Annotated in this window: 15 protein-coding genes; 4 read left to right on the plus strand and 11 right to left on the minus strand. The window is 70.5% G+C overall.

Annotated elements, in window-relative coordinates:
• Positions 1–16 precede the first annotated feature (16 nt).
• Positions 17–526 carry a MarR family winged helix-turn-helix transcriptional regulator gene (locus tag OHA72_RS48675; protein WP_327002896.1) on the minus strand — a complete coding sequence of 170 codons (510 nt, stop codon included), beginning with the start codon at positions 524–526 and terminating at the stop codon, positions 17–19.
• A 78-nt stretch (positions 527–604) separates the two neighbouring features.
• Here OHA72_RS48675 and OHA72_RS48680 point away from each other — a divergent pair, with 78 nt between their 5' ends.
• The 3 genes from OHA72_RS48680 (at position 605) to OHA72_RS48690 (ending at position 2,841) form a co-directional block, all read left to right on the plus strand.
• The gene (locus OHA72_RS48680; protein WP_327002897.1) at positions 605–1,153 is read left to right on the plus strand and encodes a dihydrofolate reductase family protein; all 549 of its coding nucleotides are present in this window, start codon (positions 605–607) and stop codon (positions 1,151–1,153) included.
• Positions 1,154–1,185: 32 nt separating this feature from the next.
• Positions 1,186–1,530: a DUF1801 domain-containing protein gene (locus tag OHA72_RS48685; RefSeq protein WP_327002898.1), complete on the plus strand. Its 345-nt coding sequence runs from the start codon at positions 1,186–1,188 to the stop codon at positions 1,528–1,530.
• Positions 1,531–1,962: 432 nt separating this feature from the next.
• The gene (locus OHA72_RS48690) at positions 1,963–2,841 is read left to right on the plus strand and encodes a hypothetical protein (protein WP_327002899.1); all 879 of its coding nucleotides are present in this window, start codon (positions 1,963–1,965) and stop codon (positions 2,839–2,841) included.
• A gap of 77 nt (positions 2,842–2,918) precedes the next feature.
• Here the strand turns inward: OHA72_RS48690 and OHA72_RS48695 are convergent, their stop codons facing one another.
• Positions 2,919–3,701: an SDR family NAD(P)-dependent oxidoreductase gene (locus OHA72_RS48695; RefSeq protein WP_327002900.1), complete on the minus strand. Its 783-nt coding sequence runs from the start codon at positions 3,699–3,701 to the stop codon at positions 2,919–2,921.
• 181 nt (positions 3,702–3,882) lie between these two features.
• Here OHA72_RS48695 and OHA72_RS48700 point away from each other — a divergent pair, with 181 nt between their 5' ends.
• Positions 3,883–5,775, plus strand: coding sequence for an SGNH/GDSL hydrolase family protein (locus OHA72_RS48700; RefSeq protein ID WP_327002901.1), 1,893 nt, complete (start codon positions 3,883–3,885; stop codon positions 5,773–5,775).
• Positions 5,776–5,869: 94 nt separating this feature from the next.
• On the opposite strand, the gene OHA72_RS48705 is transcribed toward OHA72_RS48700, so the two are convergent.
• From OHA72_RS48705 to OHA72_RS48745, 9 genes are all read right to left on the minus strand, one after another.
• Positions 5,870–7,024: a GH12 family glycosyl hydrolase domain-containing protein gene (locus OHA72_RS48705; RefSeq protein WP_327002902.1), complete on the minus strand. Its 1,155-nt coding sequence runs from the start codon at positions 7,022–7,024 to the stop codon at positions 5,870–5,872.
• 214 nt (positions 7,025–7,238) lie between these two features.
• A complete protein-coding gene (locus OHA72_RS48710; RefSeq protein WP_327002903.1) occupies positions 7,239–8,258 on the minus strand; it encodes a LacI family DNA-binding transcriptional regulator in 1,020 nt (339 codons plus the stop codon).
• Between the two features lie 63 nt (positions 8,259–8,321).
• Entirely contained in the window at positions 8,322–9,749 is a 1,428-nt protein-coding gene (gene tnpB / locus OHA72_RS48715) for an IS607 family element RNA-guided endonuclease TnpB (protein ID WP_327002904.1), read from the minus strand.
• Entirely contained in the window at positions 9,746–10,321 is a 576-nt protein-coding gene (locus OHA72_RS48720) for an IS607 family transposase (protein WP_327011809.1), read from the minus strand. The genes tnpB and OHA72_RS48720 overlap by 4 nt, the downstream gene beginning before the upstream one ends.
• 68 nt (positions 10,322–10,389) lie before the next feature.
• Positions 10,390–11,697 carry an enolase C-terminal domain-like protein gene (locus OHA72_RS48725; RefSeq protein ID WP_327002905.1) on the minus strand — a complete coding sequence of 436 codons (1,308 nt, stop codon included), beginning with the start codon at positions 11,695–11,697 and terminating at the stop codon, positions 10,390–10,392.
• A 63-nt stretch (positions 11,698–11,760) separates the two neighbouring features.
• Complete coding sequence (locus tag OHA72_RS48730; RefSeq protein ID WP_327002906.1) at positions 11,761–12,786, minus strand: ABC transporter permease; 1,026 nt, start codon at positions 12,784–12,786, stop codon at positions 11,761–11,763.
• Positions 12,773–14,314, minus strand: a complete 1,542-nt coding sequence (locus OHA72_RS48735) for a sugar ABC transporter ATP-binding protein (RefSeq protein WP_327002907.1) — start codon at positions 14,312–14,314, stop codon at positions 12,773–12,775. Before OHA72_RS48735 ends, OHA72_RS48730 begins: the two co-directional genes overlap by 14 nt.
• Positions 14,311–15,387 carry a sugar ABC transporter substrate-binding protein gene (locus tag OHA72_RS48740; protein WP_327002908.1) on the minus strand — a complete coding sequence of 359 codons (1,077 nt, stop codon included), beginning with the start codon at positions 15,385–15,387 and terminating at the stop codon, positions 14,311–14,313. The genes OHA72_RS48735 and OHA72_RS48740 overlap by 4 nt, the downstream gene beginning before the upstream one ends.
• Positions 15,388–15,451: 64 nt before the next feature.
• Complete coding sequence (locus OHA72_RS48745) at positions 15,452–17,446, minus strand: alpha-L-fucosidase (RefSeq protein ID WP_327002909.1); 1,995 nt, start codon at positions 17,444–17,446, stop codon at positions 15,452–15,454.
• Positions 17,447–17,479 lie beyond the last annotated feature (33 nt).

Raw genomic sequence — 17,479 nt, forward strand, 5'->3', positions numbered from 1 at the left:
CAAAGCGCTGGAGTTTCTACACGTCGGAGTCCGCCACGCGGCCGTCGCGCCACTGCCGCTGCAGGCGGGTGATCCGCTGGAGCGCCGCCTTGAAGCTGGCGTACCCCTCCGTGCCGAGCGACTGCTCATGGCGGCGCTCAATCGCCGCGAGGATGGCGCGGGCACGAGTGATCTCGTCAAGGCCGTGGGCGGTGGGCACGACGAGTTTGGCGCGGCGGTCATGGGGATCGGGTTCCCGTGAGACGTAACCGAGCTGGACGAGTTCATCGACAACCGTGCCGACGATCTGCTTGTGCTGCCCCGATCGCTGGGACAACTCGGTCGCGCGGGTCCCCTCGCGGTCCAGGAAGGCCAGCACCGAACCGTGGCGCGGCCGCACGTCCGGATGCCCCTGCTCGGCCAGGGTCTCGAACAGCTCGTCCTGAACAGCACGCATGAACGCGCCCGTCAGCATGCCCACGTCCGGCTCCGGCCGATCGTCACCCACGAAGTCCTCCCGAAAGTAGTCACGAATCTTGACTATCACGAACCTTGACTATACAGTCCTTCTCAGTTGATCGCCACGACCGTCAAATCGGCACGACAGCAAGAAGGGGAATCCCGCATGCGCAAGATCATCGCTTCGACGTACGCCACCCTCGATGGGTTCATCGACAACCCGCACCTGTGGTCCATGCAGCACAACAGCGAGGATGCCATGGCGTACGCGCTGAACCTGACGCTCGGCTGCGACGCGCTGCTGCTCGGCCGCGTCACCTACGAGGGCATGGCCCAGGCGTGGCCGGCCATGGGCGGCAATCCCTACGCGGACCACGTCAACAGCATCGCCAAGTACGCCGTGTCCGCCACCCTCGAGAAGCCGGCCGCGTGGGACAACTCCCACATCATCCCCGGCGACAAGCTCGTCGAGGCCGTGACCGCACTGAAGGCCGAACAGGGCAAGGACATCCTCATCTGGGGCAATGGCCGGCTCACCGACGACCTGGCCGGACACGGGCTCCTGGACGAGTACAAGGTGTGGATCTACCCCGTCATCAAGGGCGGCGGCGAGCCCCTCTTCCGTCCCGAGAGCGCAGGCGCCGTCGAACTCGTCGACAGCACCACCTTCACCTCCGGCGTCATCGTCCTGACCTACCGCCCCACCCGCCCCTGAGCACGCAAAGCCGCCCACCGAAGGAGAAGACCGTGAGTGACGATGTCACGCAGTACATCAACAAGGCGCAGCCGTGGCAGACCGATGTGTGCGAGAAACTCCGGGCGTTGGTCGCACAGACCATCCCAGACGTCGAGGAGCGGCTCCAGTACGGCAAGCCGCACTACCTGAAGAACGGGCACTACGCGGCCGTCATCGCGGTGGCCAAGGACAAGGTGTCGTTCATGGTGTTCAACGCGACGGACGTTCCGGAGGTCAAGGGGTTCCTCCGGGCATTGGGCAACGGTGAACGCAAAGCCGTCGACATCCGAGCAGGGCAGGACGTCGACTACGGCGCAGTTGCCGGCATCCTGGAAAAGACCGCGACGGCTCTGTAGCTGCCCCATCGCCGGCATCCGCACACGCTTGACATGCGGCACCCGACCATTCCCGGCGGTGGCAGGGGTAGGAACGGCGCCGGGTCGATCTGGCCACCAGTGCTCCCACGGAGCGAGCGCCCGCCGGCCCAGATCTCGGCCGGCCACGAGGCGGCGGCAGCCCCGATGAGCGCGCCGAGCGCGCCGCCGATGCCCGTGGCGTCGCGTCGCCCGACCGGCGAGGCCGAGGTATCCGGCGAAGAGCCGACCCATGACGGTGAAGTACCCCGGCACCCCCGGCTCGTACAGGGTGCCGGGGTATCACGAGAAGTCCACCGACGGCTCCATGCCGGCGATCTGGAAAGATCCGCGGTTGCAGCGTCACATCGTCGGCCGATCGGACGTGCGGCACCCCGCGGACAGACCATTGGACAGATGTGCGCACCATAGGTCGTGGACCTTCACGGCTACGAAACGCGCTTCGATCAGACGACCGCGTGGGACTGTCCACTCAACGCGGAGGACATCGCAGCGGACTATGGCGTCGAACTGGCAGTCGCGCTGCGGGCCGTCGACGAACACACAGTTCTACCGGCACCGCCTCCACCCGTAACGCTGCTCACCGACGGCACACCACTGCTGGACAGGCCCGACTTCTGGGCCGCGCATCTCGGCATCGGACATGGCCGACGCGACCTCATCGCCGCAGCCTGCGGCATCACTCCCGCGCAAGCCCGTACGGCGTACACCGAACTGTTGCACCGGCCGGACTCGTGGCCGGTGATCACGGTCCCGCTGCCTGCCGGGGGCGTCATCGTGATCGCGCACTGCTTGCAGCGTTTGTGGATGCTCGGTCCCGACTGCACGTGGCTGCCGGATGACGAGAGCTGGACCGACTTCTGGCTGGCGGCCCCCACCGGTCACGGCGTCCCTCTCGCGTTGATCAGCGGCAATTGGCGCGGCCCCGGATTGCGGTGGCCGGAACTGCGCACCATCGCCCGGGCCGCTGCGCCGGACCGGCTGGCGGTGGCGCAGCGCCTGCTGCTGTTGGCCCCCATCCTGGGCGCCGCGGACGCAGACGACGAGGCAGCCGACTGGTTCGCGTGGGCCCTCGCACTCGTGACCAACAAGCCGGCGCCAGACACAGTGGTTCGTGTCGCCGCCGACTACCTGGCATCCGGCAACGAGGTGTTCCGGTCCGCGCGATGGCGTGAGATCGACGGTGTCTGGGTCAGCGACGGCAAGTTCTGCCCGCGGTACTGGGCAGGCCGCCAAACCCCGTCGGACGAACTGCGCCGGATCTCTGACATGCTCTGCGCGACGGGTTGTTGATCAGGCGCCTGCTCGCTCGTGACATACAGCGTGCGTTCGTGCCGGTCCTGGGGCGCCGGCCAGTCGACGTGCGGTTGCTAAGCGTCTTCGCGGGGCGTGTCAGGCGGGCTCAGGTCGATCGGGTTTGGGCCGGTCAGCACGCCACCCTCCACGGGTAGCGTGTGGCCGGTGATCCAGGCGGCGTCGTCGGAGCCGAGGAACGCGACCGCCGCGGCGATGTCCTCCGGCTCGCCGACGCGGCCGAGCGGGTACATCGACTGAAGCTGCTCCAGCGTGCCCGGCTGGGAGTTCCAGTTCGGTGTCCGGACGGTGCCGGGGGCGACGACGTTGAAGCGCACGCCGAGCGGACCGTACCGGGCGGCGTAGTTCTTCGACATCGCGATCTGGCCGGCCTTCGCTGCGGCGTACTCCACGTTGCCGAAGGCCGCGATGCCGTTCACCGAGCTGATCGTGACCACGTTGCCGCGGGTCTTCACCAGGTGCGGGATGGCCGCCTGGATGCAGCGGGCGGCGCCGACGAGGGTGAGGTCGAGCTGACGGTGCCAGTCCTCGGCTGAGGTGTCCTCGGGCATCGAGGTGACGATGCAGCCGCCCGCGTTGTTCACCAGCAGGTCGAGCCGGCCGAACCGCCCGACCGCCGCGGCGACGGCGGCGTCGACGTCGGCGCGTGAGGTGACGTCGACCTTGATCCCGAGCGCGTGCTCCACGCCGAGCTCCTCGGCCAGCGCCGCGGCCGCGTCCTCGCGCAGGTCCGTGACGACCACCGCACCGCCCTCGGCGGCGACCCGCCGAACGACGGCCTCCCCGATGCCCTGCGCCGCCGCCGTGACGAGCGCGACCTTGCCCTCGAACCGCCGCATGACCACTCCTTCAGAACGTTGCCGCCATTCTGCGCTTACCGGCACTGCGGCAGCGCACGATCAAACCACCGCCCGCGGTCGCCCCGTCCACCGCGCCCGGACCAGCCGCGCATCGTTCGCCGGCGCGGGTGAACCGGGGCGGCGATGTTTCGTGCCCCTTCGCCCGGGCAGCGGGCGCCGTGTGTCGTTGCGCTATCAGCCGTCGCTAGACGGGTTGCGGGCCGTCGCACTGTGCGGGGTCCTGCTCGCCCACGGCTTGCCCGGGTGGTTGCCCGGGGGATTTCTCGGCGTCGACCTGTTCTTCGTCCTCTCCGGGTACCTGATCACCGCGCTGCTGCTGCACGAGACCGAGTCCACCGGCCGGATCCGGCTCGGCGGGTTCTGGCGGCGGCGGGTCCGGCGGCTGCTGCCCGCGCTGGTGCTCGTCGTCGCGTTCGTGGTGCTCGCCGGGCCGCGGCTGCTGCCGGAGCAGGACCCGGTGCCGCTGCGGCTGGACGCCGTGTCGACGCTGACGTACTGGGCCAACTGGCGCATGATCTACCGAGGCGGTGACTACTTCACCCAGACCGCCGCCGCCTCGCCGTTGCAGCACACCTGGTCCCTCGGCATCGAGGAGCAGTTCTACCTGCTGTGGCCGCTGCTGCTGGCGTTCGCCCTGCGGCTGGCCCACCCGCGCCGGGTCATTTTCGTCGGCTGCCTGCTCGGCGCGGCGGCGTCGGCGGTGACGGGCTGGCTGCTGTACGAGCCGGCGACACCCGACCGCGTCTACTACGGCACCGACACCCGGGCGTGCGCACTGCTCGTCGGCGCGGCGCTGGCCGCGGTGCCGGCTGCGACGCTCGCCCGGCATCGGATCGCCGGCCGGTGCGCCGCCGTCGCCGGGGCGCTCACCCTCGGCGCCGCCGCGGTCCTGGTCCACGGCGGGACCGTCGCGCTGTACCGCGGTGGCTTCGCCCTGATCGCCGTCGCCGCGGCCGCCGTGATCGCGTGGCCCGCCCGGCTCCTCGGCGCGCCGCCGCTGCGCTGGATCGGCCGGATCTCCTACGGCGGCTACCTGTGGCACTGGCCGCTCTTCGCCGTCCTCGACGCCGAGCGTACGGGGCTGACCGGGCCGCGGCTCTTCGCGGTGCGGGTCGCGGCCACGCTGGCGGTCGCGGCCGCGAGCTTCCTCATGGTCGAGCAGCCGATCCGGCGCGGGCACGGGCTGCCGCGGCGGATGCCGTTGACCGCCACCGCAGCGGCCGCAGGCGTCACCGCCCTGGCACTGGCGGGCGCCAGCACGGCCGTGGCGGACCGGCCGAACGCGGTGGCAGCGGAACCGCCGGCGGCCGCCTCGCCGCCTCTGGCGGCCCGACCGAGCGCCGCGCCGCCCCCGACCGCCCGGGCCGGACGCCGGCCGGGTCCGCCGCGGGTCACCGTCCTGGGCGACTCCGTCTCGTGGACGCTGGGCGCCTACTGGCCCGGCGACCCTCGCTTCTCGCTGACCAACCAGGGCGTGCAGGGCTGCGGCATCGCCGTGCTGCCCGACGTGCGCTACGCCGGCGCCCTGCACGCCAACTACCCGTACTGCGCCACCTGGGAGTCACGCTGGGGCAGCTCGGTGGCCAAGGACGACCCGGACGTGGCGCTGATCCTGCTCGACCGCTGGGAGCTCATGGACCGCAGGCTCGGCGAGCGCTGGACCCATGTCGGCGAGGCGGACTACGACGCGTATCTCACCGGCCAGCTCACCCGCGCCATCGACCTCGCCGCCGCCCACGGTGCCCGCGTCGCGCTGCTGACCGCGCCGTACACCCGCCGCCAGGAACGCCCCGACGGCGGCCTGTGGCCGGAGGACCAGCCCCAGCGGGTCGACGCCTGGAACCGCCTGCTCGCGCGGGCCGCGGCCGATCACCCCAGCCATCCGGCGGTGCTGGACCTCAACCGCGTGCTCTGCCCGGCCGGCGCGTTCACCTGGACCGTCGGCGGTGTACGGGTGCGCAGCGACGGCCTGCACCTCACGCCGGCCGGGGTCGGCCACGTCGTGGCACCCTGGCTCGCCCCGCAACTGGCCGCACTGGCCACCGGCCGGTGACTCCACGGCGAAGACGGCGGATTCAGCGCGACCTCCTCGGCGTCGGGAGACCGCTGCGCGGCGGTCTCCCGACGGTTGACGGCCGGTCAGACGGTCAGTTGAGGCTGAAGCGCTGGTTGGCCTGCCCGCCGCAGGACCACAGCTGCAGCAGTGTGCCGTTGGCCGTGCCGGGGGCGTCCAGGCACAGCCCCGACTGCACGCCGGTGATGCTGCCGTTGGCGTTGACGTTCCACTGCTGGTTGGGCTGGCCGTTGCAGGTCCAGATGATCACGGTGGTGCCGTTGGTCGTGCCTCGGCCGTTGGCGTCCAGGCACATGCCGCCGTAGACCTGCAGCTGCCGGCCGGACGTGTACGTCCACCGCTGGTTCGCCTGGCCGTTGCAGTCCCACAGCTGCACCCGCGTGCCCGCTGTCTGGCTGGCGTTGGGCACGTCCACGCAGCGGCCGGACTGGCCGCCGACGATGCGCTGGCCCTGCCCCGGGTTGCCGCCGGTGCCGATGCTGTAGGTGAAGTCGTTGACGGCGAGGCCGGTGCCGCCGACCCAGGGCTCGAACCCGGCCTGCACGCTGGTGATGTACCAGGAGTTCTGGGCGTAGCCGCGGTTCACCATGTCCCGGTAGAAGGTCGAGACGTTGAAGTTGATCGACGAGGTCGGGCTCTGCCGCACGTAGGAGACGACGTTCCAGCCGTAGTTGGCGTACCAGACCTCCCAGTTCGCGCCCGCGATGTTGACCGTGCCGACCTGCGAGCCGGCGGCGTGCACGGAGCCGGTCTTGTTGAGCCACACCATCAGCTCGGCGCCGGTGTTCTGGCCGTCGGTGCGCGGGGTCGGGTCGAACCAGACGTCGTACGAGGCGTCGTACACGCTGCCGTTGTTGGGGTACGTCATGCTGACGCTGGTCGAGATCGTGGCGAACCGGCTGTCGCTGACCGCCAGCGGCAGGCCGCTGCCGGAGGTGCAGTTGCCGTAGTGGCATCCGGCGTACACGGAGGGGTACGCGGCCGGCGCCCCGTTCTGCGGCAGGTTGTGCACGGCCGAGGTGACCGTGAAGCCGGTGTTCGTCACGTTGATGCACTGGGTCGTGTCGTCGCCCCAGACGTTGTTCTGCACGACGTACTTGCCGCCCTGGATGGTCGTAGACCCGTACTTGGCGCAGATCTGAGTGTCGGCGCCGGCGGGCGGCGCGGCCACCCCGACGGCCCCGGAAACGGCAAGGAGCGTCGCGGCGACGACGGACAGTCGTCTCATGGATTCCTCCCATGCTGATTGCGAGCGGCCTGGAATCGCTTCCGGATGCGGTGCTGGAAGCCGACCAGTTTTCGCAGGTGGATAGATATGGAAGCACTTCCATATCTATGTAGCCGCAGGGCCGCGCGGGCGCAACCACGGAGCCCACCGGTCGTGGGCCGGGTCGGATGCGTCGAGGTGGGAGGGGGCGACGTGCGCGCCCGGCAGGAAAGTTTCAGGCCGACTCTCGAACCACCAGGCGCGTGGGCAGGATCAGCGGGCTGGGCTCCGCCCCGGACAGCAGCGCCGTGAGCATCCGGGCCATCTCCGTGCCCAGCGCGCGCACCGGCTGGTGGACCGTGGTCAGCGGCGGGTCCGTGCGGGTGGCGATCTCGAGGTCGTCGAATCCCACGACCGCCACGTCGCCGGGGACCCGGCGGCCGCGCTCGCGCAGCACCCGCAGCGCCCCGGCGGCCATGTTGTCGTTGGCGACGAGCACCGCGTCGAAGTCGGCACGGGCGTCCAGCAGCGCCGTCATCGCCTCGGCGCCGCCGGCGACGGTGAAGTTGCCGGCCTGCACGGCGTGCGGCGTGAGGCCGGCGATGGCCATCGCGTCGCGGAACCCGCTGTGCCGGGCCTGACCGACCTCGGTGTCGGCCAGCCCGGTGATCGCGGCGATGCGCGTGCGCCCGAGCCCGATCAGGTGCTCGGTGGCCTTCCGGGCGCCGCCCCGGTTGTCCGCGTCGACGTACCATGCGGGTTCGCCGTGCAGCGGCCGGCCACCGTAGACGGTGGGCAGGCCGAAGCGCTCCACGAGGTGGACGAGCGGATCGTCGCCGCGCAGCGCGATGAGCATGACACCGTCGACCGCACGGGTGCCGAGCAGTCCCTTGAACCGTGCCTGGGCCCGACCGGACGCGCCGAGACACAGCAGCAGGTGCAGATCGGTCTCCTCCAGGGCCGCCGATATGCCGACGATGACATGCGCGAAGAACGGATCGGCGAACAGGGCCGGGTCGTCACCGGACACGGCCAGGGCGACCACGCCGCTCCTGCGCGTGGCCAGGGCCCGGGCGCTGCGGCTTGGCGCGTATCCGAGCTCGCGGATCGCCTTCTCCACGGCGTCCCGCTTGGCCCGGCTCACGTGCGGCGCGTTGTTGATCACCCGGGATGCCGCGGTCATCGACACCCCGGCCTGTGCGGCGACCTCGGCGAGCGTGGGCTGCCGACGGGACTCCCCCGCCACCGTTGCCATGCCACGTCCCTTCGCCGGCGCCGGACCTCCAATCCCACACGCCCGGCCCTCTCGTGGCAACCGTTACCTTTCAGTGAGCAAACGTGGCTCATGATTGGCAGTCGTCCGTTGCCGGGCGACGTTGACCGGATGAACCGGTCTAGACGCTTCACGGCCCGCTGCCCCGCCTGCGTATGCAGGTCTTACGGGTCTTACGTAGGCTCCACGTCCTGTTTTTGCGTCGCCCAGCAACTCCAGGTCGACGTGCCGCACGAGCGCGGCAAGATTGCGTGCGGCGTTGACGTCCCGGTCCAGGGACAGCCCGCACGCGGTGCAGTGGAACGTACGCTCGTCCAGCGACAGCTTGGGTTTCACCGTCTTGCAGGCGGAGCACGTCTTGGAGCTGGGGTACCACCGGTCGGCGAGGTACAGCGTGCTTGCGTACCAGCCGGTCTTGTAGCCGAGGTGCCGGCGTAGCGTTGCCGAGGCGGCGTCGGCCAGGGACCGGGCCAGCTTGCGGTTGCGGAGCATCCCGGCCACGTGGAGGTCCTCGACCACAACCGTGGTGAACTGCTGCGCCAGGCGAGTGGTGAGTTGGTGCCACGCGTCGGCGCGGACGGCCGCAACCGTGGCGTGCAGCCGAGCCACCGCGTCCTGTGCCCGCCGCCACCGCTTCGACGCGGTCCGTTTGCGCCCGGTCTGCGGGTCGTAGGGGCCGATCCGCCGGGCGGCCCGGCGTTGAGCCTTGCCGAGCTTCTTCAACGCGGCCTTGAACGGCGCCGGGTTCGGCACCATCTCGCCGGTGGACAGCACCGCCAGGTGTTTGATCCCGACGTCCACGCCGACGACCCGTCCGGCGTTCGGGGCGTGCGCCGGCCGCCGGACCGTGCGCTGGACCGCGACCTGGAACGAACAGAACCACCTACCGGCCGTCTCGGTGACCGTGGCGGACAGGATCGTCGCGGTGCCCGCCCGTACCCGGCGGGCCAGCTTGCGGGTCGACTCGTGGGTGCGGATGCGACCCAGCCGGGGCAGCACCACATGCCGGTAGCCGGGGTCGACCCGGATCGCGCCGGTGCTGAACCGGGCTGACCTACGGCCGTGCTTCCGCTTGGTCCGGGGCCAGCCCATCCGGCGGCCCTTGCGGGCACCGGTACGCGACGTGTGCCAGTTGCCCAGCGTCGCGGACAGGTTCGCCAGACCGGTGTTGAACGCCTCCTTGGAGCACTCCGCCCACCACGGCGCCACCCACCGCTTGATCGCGTTCCAGGTGCGCCGCAGGTCCGGCAGGGACCAGCCCTGCCACGGCGTCAGGTCCGCCTCAGCCACCCCGTAGCTGACCTCGGCATCCCGTTGCACCTTCACCGCGCTGACCCGTCGCAGCATGTGGTTGTACGCGAACCGGGCCGCACCGGTGTTACGGCGCAGCCCGGTGACCTGTATTTCACTCGGGTCCAGAGCGAACCGGTACGCCTGCACGGTCCAGCCGGCCGGCGGCTCGTACCGCTTCACGACTCGTCCTCGGCGGTGGCCGCGGCGACCGCGCGGCTGGCCCGGTTCGCCGCGGCCCGGCGGCCGTACAGCCGGGCGCACAGGCTGGTCAGGATCTCCGTCATGTCCCGCACCAGGTCGTCGTCCACCTCGGCCGGGTCGGCGACCAGCAGCAGGCGGCCCTGGGCGGCCAGAGCCGCCTCAACGTACTCGGCGCCGAACCGGGCGAACCGGTCCCGGTGCTCGACCACGATCGTCGTCACGGACGGGTCGCGCAGCAGCCCGAGGAACTTCTTACGTCGGCCGTTCAAGGTGGAGCCGACCTCGGTCACCACGCGGGAAACGACCATGTTCTGCCCGGTGACCCATGCGGTCACCCGGGCGACCTGCCGGTCCAGGTCGGCTCGCTGATCGGCCGACGACACCCGGGCGTAGACAACCACCTGAACCTGGGTGTCGTCACTGACAACGTCCACCATGATCGTTCCCGACGGAAGACGCCGAGCGGGCACCGGCATGGTTCCCTCGCGGAACCATCGGTACGCGGTCTGTGGGTGCACTCCGTTGCGGCGCGCCCACTCGGCAACACTCACATATTCGTACGTATGCTCACAAAAACGAGAAATGCTGACAACCCCCGGCGAAGCGCACCGCAGACCGGTCACGCCGGCGCCGTCGTCGCCCACTGCGGGCCGTCCGGGAAGCGGTAGGCCTCCAGCGCGGCCGGGACCATCTCGGCGCTCATGCCGGCCGCGGCCGGCGCGAGGTACCGTCCGCCGCGGATGCGGACCGGGTCGGCGAAGTGCTCGTGCAGGTGGTCGACGTATTCGATGTACCGGTCCTCGGTGGTCCCGCTGACCGCCACGTAGTCGAACATGGCCAGGTGCTGCACCAGCTCGCACAGCCCGACGCCGCCCGCGTGCGGGCAGACCGGCACGCCGAACTTGGCCGCGAGCAGCAGCACGGCGAGGTTCTCGTTGACACCGCCGACCCGGCAGGCGTCGATCTGCACCACGTCGACGGCGCCCGCCTGCAGCAGCTGCTTGAACATCACCGCGTTGTGCACGTGCTCGCCGGTGGCGACCTTGATCGGGGGCAGGGCGCGGCGGACCGCGGCGTGCCCGAGCACGTCGTCCGGCGATGTCGGCTCCTCGATCCAGTACGGGTCGAAGACGCTCAGCTCGCGCATCCAGTCGATGGCGTCGTGGACGCCCCAGATCTGGTTGGCGTCCACGGCGATACGCACCTGCGAACCGACAGCCTGGCGGGCGATGCCCAGGCGGCGCACGTCGTCGGCGAGGTCGCCGCCGACCTTGAGCTTGATCAGGTCGTAGCCGTCGGCCACGGCCTCCTTGCACAGCCGGGCCAGCTTCTCGTCGTCGTACCCCAGCCAGCCGGGCGTCGTGGTGTACGCCGGGTAACCGTCGGCGAGGAGGAGCCGTTCGCGCTCGGCCCGCCCGCCGGCGGCGGCCCGCAGCAGCTCGAGGGCCTCGTCCGGGGTGAGCGCGTCGCGCAGGTAGCGGAAGTCGATCTGCGCCACCACCTGCTCCGGCGTCAGGTCCGCCAGCAGTTTCCACAGCGGCTTCCCGGCCCGCCGGGCGGCGAGATCCCACACGGCGTTGACCAGACCTCCCGCGGCCATGTGCACGACGCCCTTCTCCGGGCCGAGCCAGCGGATCTGGCTGTCGCCGATGAGCCGGCGGGCCATCGCACCGGGGTCGGCGACGAGCTCCTCGACGGACCGGCCGACGACCATGCCGGCCAGGGTCCGCAGCGCGGCCACCTGGATCTCGGTGCCGCGCCCGACGGTGAACACGAACCCGTGCCCCTCCGCGCCCGCGCTGGTGCGCAGCACGACGTAGGCGGCGGAGTAGTCCGGGAAGGGGTTCATGGCGTCGGACCCGTCACGGTGACGGGAGGTGGGGAACCGCACGTCGAGGGCGTCGACGGACACGATGCGCTCAGTCACCGATACTCCTGTTGGTTGATGGCGCCGCGCTGCGACGCCCCGGAACGGGACACTGGCCTCGGATCACGTCTGCGCCTTGCCGCCGGTGACGCGGGAGACCACGAGCGCCACGAGGATGACCGCGCCGTTGAGGAAGTTCGTCCACTGTGCGGGCACGCCGGCCAGCGTGAGCACATTAATGATCATGAACAGCAGCAGGACGCCGGTGAAGGCACCGAAGATGGTGCCCTTGCCCCCGTTGAGGCTGACGCCACCGATCACCGCCGCCGCGAAGACCTGGAAGATGGCGCCGCTGCCCTGTGCGGCGGGCACCGCCGCCAGCCGGCCGCTGATGAGCAGGCCCGCGAGGGCCGCCAGCATGCTGGCCACGATGAGCGTGAGCCACAGGATGCGGTCGGTGCGGATGCCCGCCGCGCGGGCGGCGTCGACGTTGCCGCCGATCGCGTAGAGCGCGCGCCCGGGCCGGGTGTAGCCGAGCACCACGATGCCGACGGCGAACAGCACCAGGGACGTCCAGACCGACGCCGGGACACCGAGCCAGATCGCCGAGCCGAGGTACCGCATCGACTCGGGCAGGGCGAAGAACGTCTTGCCGCCGGAGATGCCGGTCAGCAGCCCCCGCAGCACGATGAGCATGCCGAGTGTGACGACGAACCCGTTGAGGCCGAAGCGCACGATGAGCAGCCCGTTGAACGCCCCGACGAGGGCGCCGACGAGCAGCACGACCGGCACGGCGAGGGCCGCCGGCAGGGCGTGCACGCCCAGGCCGTGGGTGACGGCGGGGTCGACGATGAGCCAGGCGGCCAGACCGGGGGCGAGCCCGAAGGTGGACTCCAGCGACAGGTCCATCTTGCCGGTGATGAGCACGATGGTCTCGGCGAGGACGACGATGGAGATCTCCGACATGCTCTGCAGCACATTGACGATGTTGTCGGAGGTGAGGAACACCGGGTTGACGATGAATCCGACGATCGCGACGGCGATGATCGCCGGCACCAGCGCCAGGTCGCGCAGGCGGGCGACGAGCGGCCCCCGGCGCGTGAGCAACGGCGACGGCGCCGACACGGCCTCCGCCTCAGACGTGGTCAAGGTCTACACCTTCCATCGCGGCCACCATTTCGTTGTCGCCCCAGCCGTGTGCCAGTTCGGTGACGACCCGGCCCCGGAACATCACCAGGACCCGGTCGCAGATGCGCAGGTCGTCGAGCTCGTCGGAGATCACCAGCACCGCGGTGCCGCGGCGCCGGACGTCCTCGACGACGCCGAGGAGGGTCTCCTTGGAACGCACGTCGACCCCGGCGGTCGGCGCGATGAGGACCAGCAGCTTCGGATCGCCGGCGAGGGCTCGGGCCATGACGGCCTTCTGCTGGTTGCCGCCGGACAGGTCGGAGACCGGCACGTGCGGGCCGTCGGCCTTGATCGCCAGGTCGGCGATGGCGCGGCGGGCCTGGGCGTCGCGGCGGGCCGGGGAGAGCAGGCCGCCGCGCCGGATGCGGTCCGGCACCGTCATGGTGACGTTCTCCGCGATCGACAGCAGCGGTACGAAGCCTTCGCGGTGGCGGTCCTGTGGCACCAGTCCGATCCCGGCGTCGAGGGCGTCGGGCACGCTGCCGGGGCGCAGGGCGCGCCCGTCGACGGTGACGGTCCCGGCGGCCGGGCGGGCCAGCCCGACGATCGCCTCGGCCACCTCGACCTTGCCGCTGCCGCCGCCGCCCGCGATGCCGACGACCTCACCGGACCTGGCGGTCAGCGACAGCCCGGCACCCGATCCCGTGACGAGGTCCTGCACGGACAGCACGATCGGGGCGTCCGCCGTCCGCTGCCGGTCGGTCGCCTCGGGCATGCTCACGTCCTCGCCCGTCATCGCCGCCACCAGCGCCTCGCGGCGCAGACCCGCCACCGGCGCGGTGAGGATGTGCCGCGCGTCGCGGAAGACCGTCACCCGGTCGCAGATCTCGTAGATCTCCTGCAGGTGATGGCTGATGAACAGGAACGTCACCCCCTGCGCGCGCAGCTCGCGGACCCGCTCGAACAGCCGCTCGATCCCGGCCGCGTCGAGCTGCGCGGTCGGCTCGTCGAGGATGATGAACCGCGCGCCGAACGACAGCGCCCGCGCGATCTCCACGAACTGCCGCTGCTCCACCGACAATGCGGAGGCCGGCTGGCCGACGTCGACGTCGACCGGCCACTCGGCCAGCAGCCGCTGTGCCTCGCGCCGCAGCCGGCCCCATTGGATGAGCCGGCCCGGGCCGCGGGCGTGCCGGTTGAGGAAGAGATTCTCCGCCACGGTCAGGGTGGGGATGATGGTCGACTTCTGGTACACGCACGCGACCAGTTGCCGCCAGGCGTCGCGGTCGCCGAGCGGCGGCGCGGGCCGGCCGTCGAAGGCGACGGCACCCTCGTCCGGGGCCTGCAGCCCGGTCAGGATGCTCACCAGGGTCGACTTGCCCGCCCCGTTGCGCCCGACCAGGGCGTGCGTCTCGCCGCGGTGCACGGAGATGCCCGCGTCCGCCAGCGCCACCGTGGAGCCGAATCGCTTGCCGATGTTCACTGCCTCGACCGCGGGCCGGCCGGTTCCGGCCGGCCCGCCGATCGGGTGTTGCGCGGTGGAGCTCATGCGTGGTTGCCCCAGAGGGACTGGTCGTCGAACTTCGTCGTGGGCTGGCCGCCGATGCTCGCCCCGTCGAGCGTCACCAGCGGTGCCGCCAGCTGGTCCTCCAGCAGGCCGTCGCGGACCTGGATGATCGTGCTGCCGTGGTCCGTGGGGCCAGGTTGGAAGGTCTTGCCCTCGATGGCGGCCTTGACGTAATACAGGCCGTACTTGGCGAACAGGTCGGCCGGCTGGCTGACGGTCGCGTCGATGAGGCCGCTCTGGATGTCCTTGAGCTCCTCGGGGATACCGTCGTTGGACACGACGAAGACGTGCTTCGGGTCGGTCGGCGGCACCTGCAGGCCGCGCTGCTTGAGGATCTGCAGCGTGCCCGACAGCGCGAAGGACGACTCCATGTAGATGCCCTTGATGTCCGGGTCCGACGTGAAGCGCGTCTGCAGCTTCGTCGCGGCGACGTCGCCCTTCCAGTCGGTGGCCTCGCCGAAGACCGTGATGCCCGGGTAGTCCTTCTTCATGCACTCGTTGAACGCCTCGGTGCGGTCACGGCCGTTGATCGAGTCCAGGCCGCCCTGGAGCATGACGACCTTGCCCTTGCCGCCGAGCTTGGTGCCCAGGAACTGGCAGGCCTTGGTGCCGTAGGCGCGGTTGTCGGCGCGCACCACCATGAACACCTTGCCGGTGTCCGGCCGGGTGTCGATGGTGACGACCGGGATCTTCTTGGCGCCGAGCTGCTCCAGTGTCGGCGCGATCGCCGCGGTGTCCTGCGGCGCCATCACCACGCCCTTGACCCCCTGGCTCTGGAACGTCTGCACGTTGGAGATGAGGGTGGCGATGTCGTTCTGCGAGTTGGTGGTCTTCAGCTGGACGCCCAGCTCCTTGGAAAACTGCGGCACGTACTTGATGTAGGAGTTCCAGAAGTCCGTGTCCGAGCGCGGGTAGTCGACGCCGATCAGCGGCGCCGAGGCGCCCTTGTCGCCCCCGGTCGAAGAGGACGGGTCGTTCCTGTTGCAGCCTGCGGTCAACAGTGCGGTGCCCAGCACCGCCGTCAGACCCAGGCAGAGTAAAGCGTTGCGGTTCAACGGGTCTCCTTGTCGTGGTCACGCTCGATCACGCGGCAGGGCCAGAGGCCCTGCACCGCCTTCGTCACACCGCGGTGACGGTCCACAGGTTGTTGGTATTGGTGTTGGGCGCCCACATGCCGACGGTGGAGCCGGCCGTCGCGTTGCCCATGCCGTCCAGGGCGGTGCCGGTGCCGCGGTTGATGATCTGGTACCGCCCGCCGCCGGTGTCGTTGAGCCGCCACTGCTGGTTGTTGCCGCCGTTCCAGGGCGCCTGCATGGCGTTGGCGCCGTTCGCGGCGTTGCCCCAGCTGTCGACGACCATGCCGTTGGTGCGGTTGACGATGCGGTACCAGCCGCTGCCGAGCGCGACGAGCTGCCACTGCAGGTTGGTGCTGCCGTCGTAGTTCCACTGTTTGACCACCGACCCGGAGGCGACGTTGCCGCCGCTGTCCAGGACCAGGCCCGTGCTGACGTTGTTGAGCCTGGCCCAGCCGCCGGGCAGGCCGCCGCCCGCGTCCAGCGTGGGGATGGTGCCGGAGAAGGTCAGCTTCAACACGTACGCGGGGGCGCTGTAGGGGACGGTGCCGGGCAGGGTGACGTGCAGGCCACCGCCGTCCTGGCTGCGCGTGGGCAGGGCGATGTAGGTGCCCGCGGTGGCGCCGAGCAGCTGCACCGACGTGAGCGTGGACAGGTTGATCCGGTTCGACGACAGGGTGCTGATGTTGGCGGTGCCGCCGGGCCAGCCGAGCAACGTCGCATACAGCACCCGGTTGTCCTTGCTGCGGGTGAATCGGACGTCCTGCGCCGTGCCGGTGCGCGGGGTCTGGAACGAGCCGCCGCCCATCTGGGTCGGGCCTTCACCGAAGACGGTCCAGGCGCGGGTGGCGTAGACGGACTCGCCGAAGCGCTTGAGGTAGTCGCCGATGCCGCGCAGGACCGTCTGCTGCCCGGACGGGATCGTGCCGTCGGCCATCGGCGCGATGTTGAGCACCATGTTGCCGTTCTTGCTGACGCGGTCGATGAGCGCGTGCAGCAGCGCGTTGGTCGAGTAGTAGCCGATGCCGACCGTGTAGCACCAGCTGGAGCTGGAGATGCTGTCGTCGGTGAGCCAGTAGGGCGTCTGGATGCCGGCCGGTCCGCCGCGCTCGTAGTCGAAGACCTCGCCGCGGGTGTTGAAGCCGTCCTTGTACGTCGCGACGACCTCCTTGTCCCAGGCCACCGCGCGGTTGTAGTAGTACGCCAGGAAGTCCAGCCGCCGCGACTCGGGCAGCTGCGGCAGGTTGAAGTCCTGCCACAGGATGTCCGGCTGATACCCGTCGATGACCTCGCGCAGCTTGTCGTACCACAGCTGCTGCTGGGCGGACGCGCCGAGCTGCCCGTACAGCTTGCGCAGGCTGGAGTCCGACTGCGACGGCACCCACTGGTAGAACCCGGTGAAGTTGTACGCGTGGTGCATCGCGACCATCAGCTTCAGGCCCTTGCCGCGGATCGCGTCGGCGTGCAGCCGCAGCAGGTCCAGCCGCGGGCCCTTGGCCACCGAGTTCCACTCGTTGACGCTGCTGTTCCACATCGAGAAGCCGTCGTGGTGCTCGGCCACCGGCCCGGCGAACCGCGCACCCGCGTCGACGAACAGCTGCGCCCACGCGTTGGGGTCGAAGCTGCCGCCTGCGCTGGTCAGCTTCGGCGCGAACTGCACGAGGTTGCCGGCCTTGTCGCGGGCACCGTTGATGAAGTTGTGGTACGGCCACGCCGACGGGTCGCCGTACACCGCCTTGTGGTGGTTGTTCTCGTTCGATCCGTTGTTGTACATGTTGCGCGGGTACCACTCGTTGGCGTACGCCGGAACGCTGAACACGCCCCAGTGGTAGTAGATGCCGAACTTCGCGTCCTGGAACCACTCGGGCGCCGGCGGATGCTGGTCCACCGACGCCCACGTGGCGGAGTAGCTCGTCGGTCCGGGGATGGCGGCCGAGGCGGCGGCCGCATGCAGGAGACCGGAGGACCCAAGGGCGGTGGCCGCTCCGGTGGCGCCGAGGGCGGTCAGCAGGGACCGCCGGGTGAATGGGGTGCGGGTCATGGAGATGCCTCCAGGGGTGATGGCGTACCAACG

It is taken from the genome of Dactylosporangium sp. NBC_01737 (genome assembly GCF_035963215.1).
Taxonomy (GTDB): Bacteria; Actinomycetota; Actinomycetes; order Mycobacteriales; family Micromonosporaceae; genus Dactylosporangium.

Coding starts and splice junctions, on each gene's coding strand:
- OHA72_RS48695 (WP_327002900.1), bottom strand. CDS start 3,701: ATGCGGCGGTTCGAGGGCAAGGTCGCGCTCGTCACGGCGGCGGCGCAG.
- OHA72_RS48680 (WP_327002897.1), top strand. CDS start 605: ATGCGCAAGATCATCGCTTCGACGTACGCCACCCTCGATGGGTTCATC.
- OHA72_RS48735 (WP_327002907.1), bottom strand. CDS start 14,314: ATGAGCTCCACCGCGCAACACCCGATCGGCGGGCCGGCCGGAACCGGC.
- OHA72_RS48710 (WP_327002903.1), bottom strand. CDS start 8,258: ATGGCAACGGTGGCGGGGGAGTCCCGTCGGCAGCCCACGCTCGCCGAG.
- OHA72_RS48705 (WP_327002902.1), bottom strand. CDS start 7,024: ATGAGACGACTGTCCGTCGTCGCCGCGACGCTCCTTGCCGTTTCCGGG.
- OHA72_RS48745 (WP_327002909.1), bottom strand. CDS start 17,446: ATGACCCGCACCCCATTCACCCGGCGGTCCCTGCTGACCGCCCTCGGC.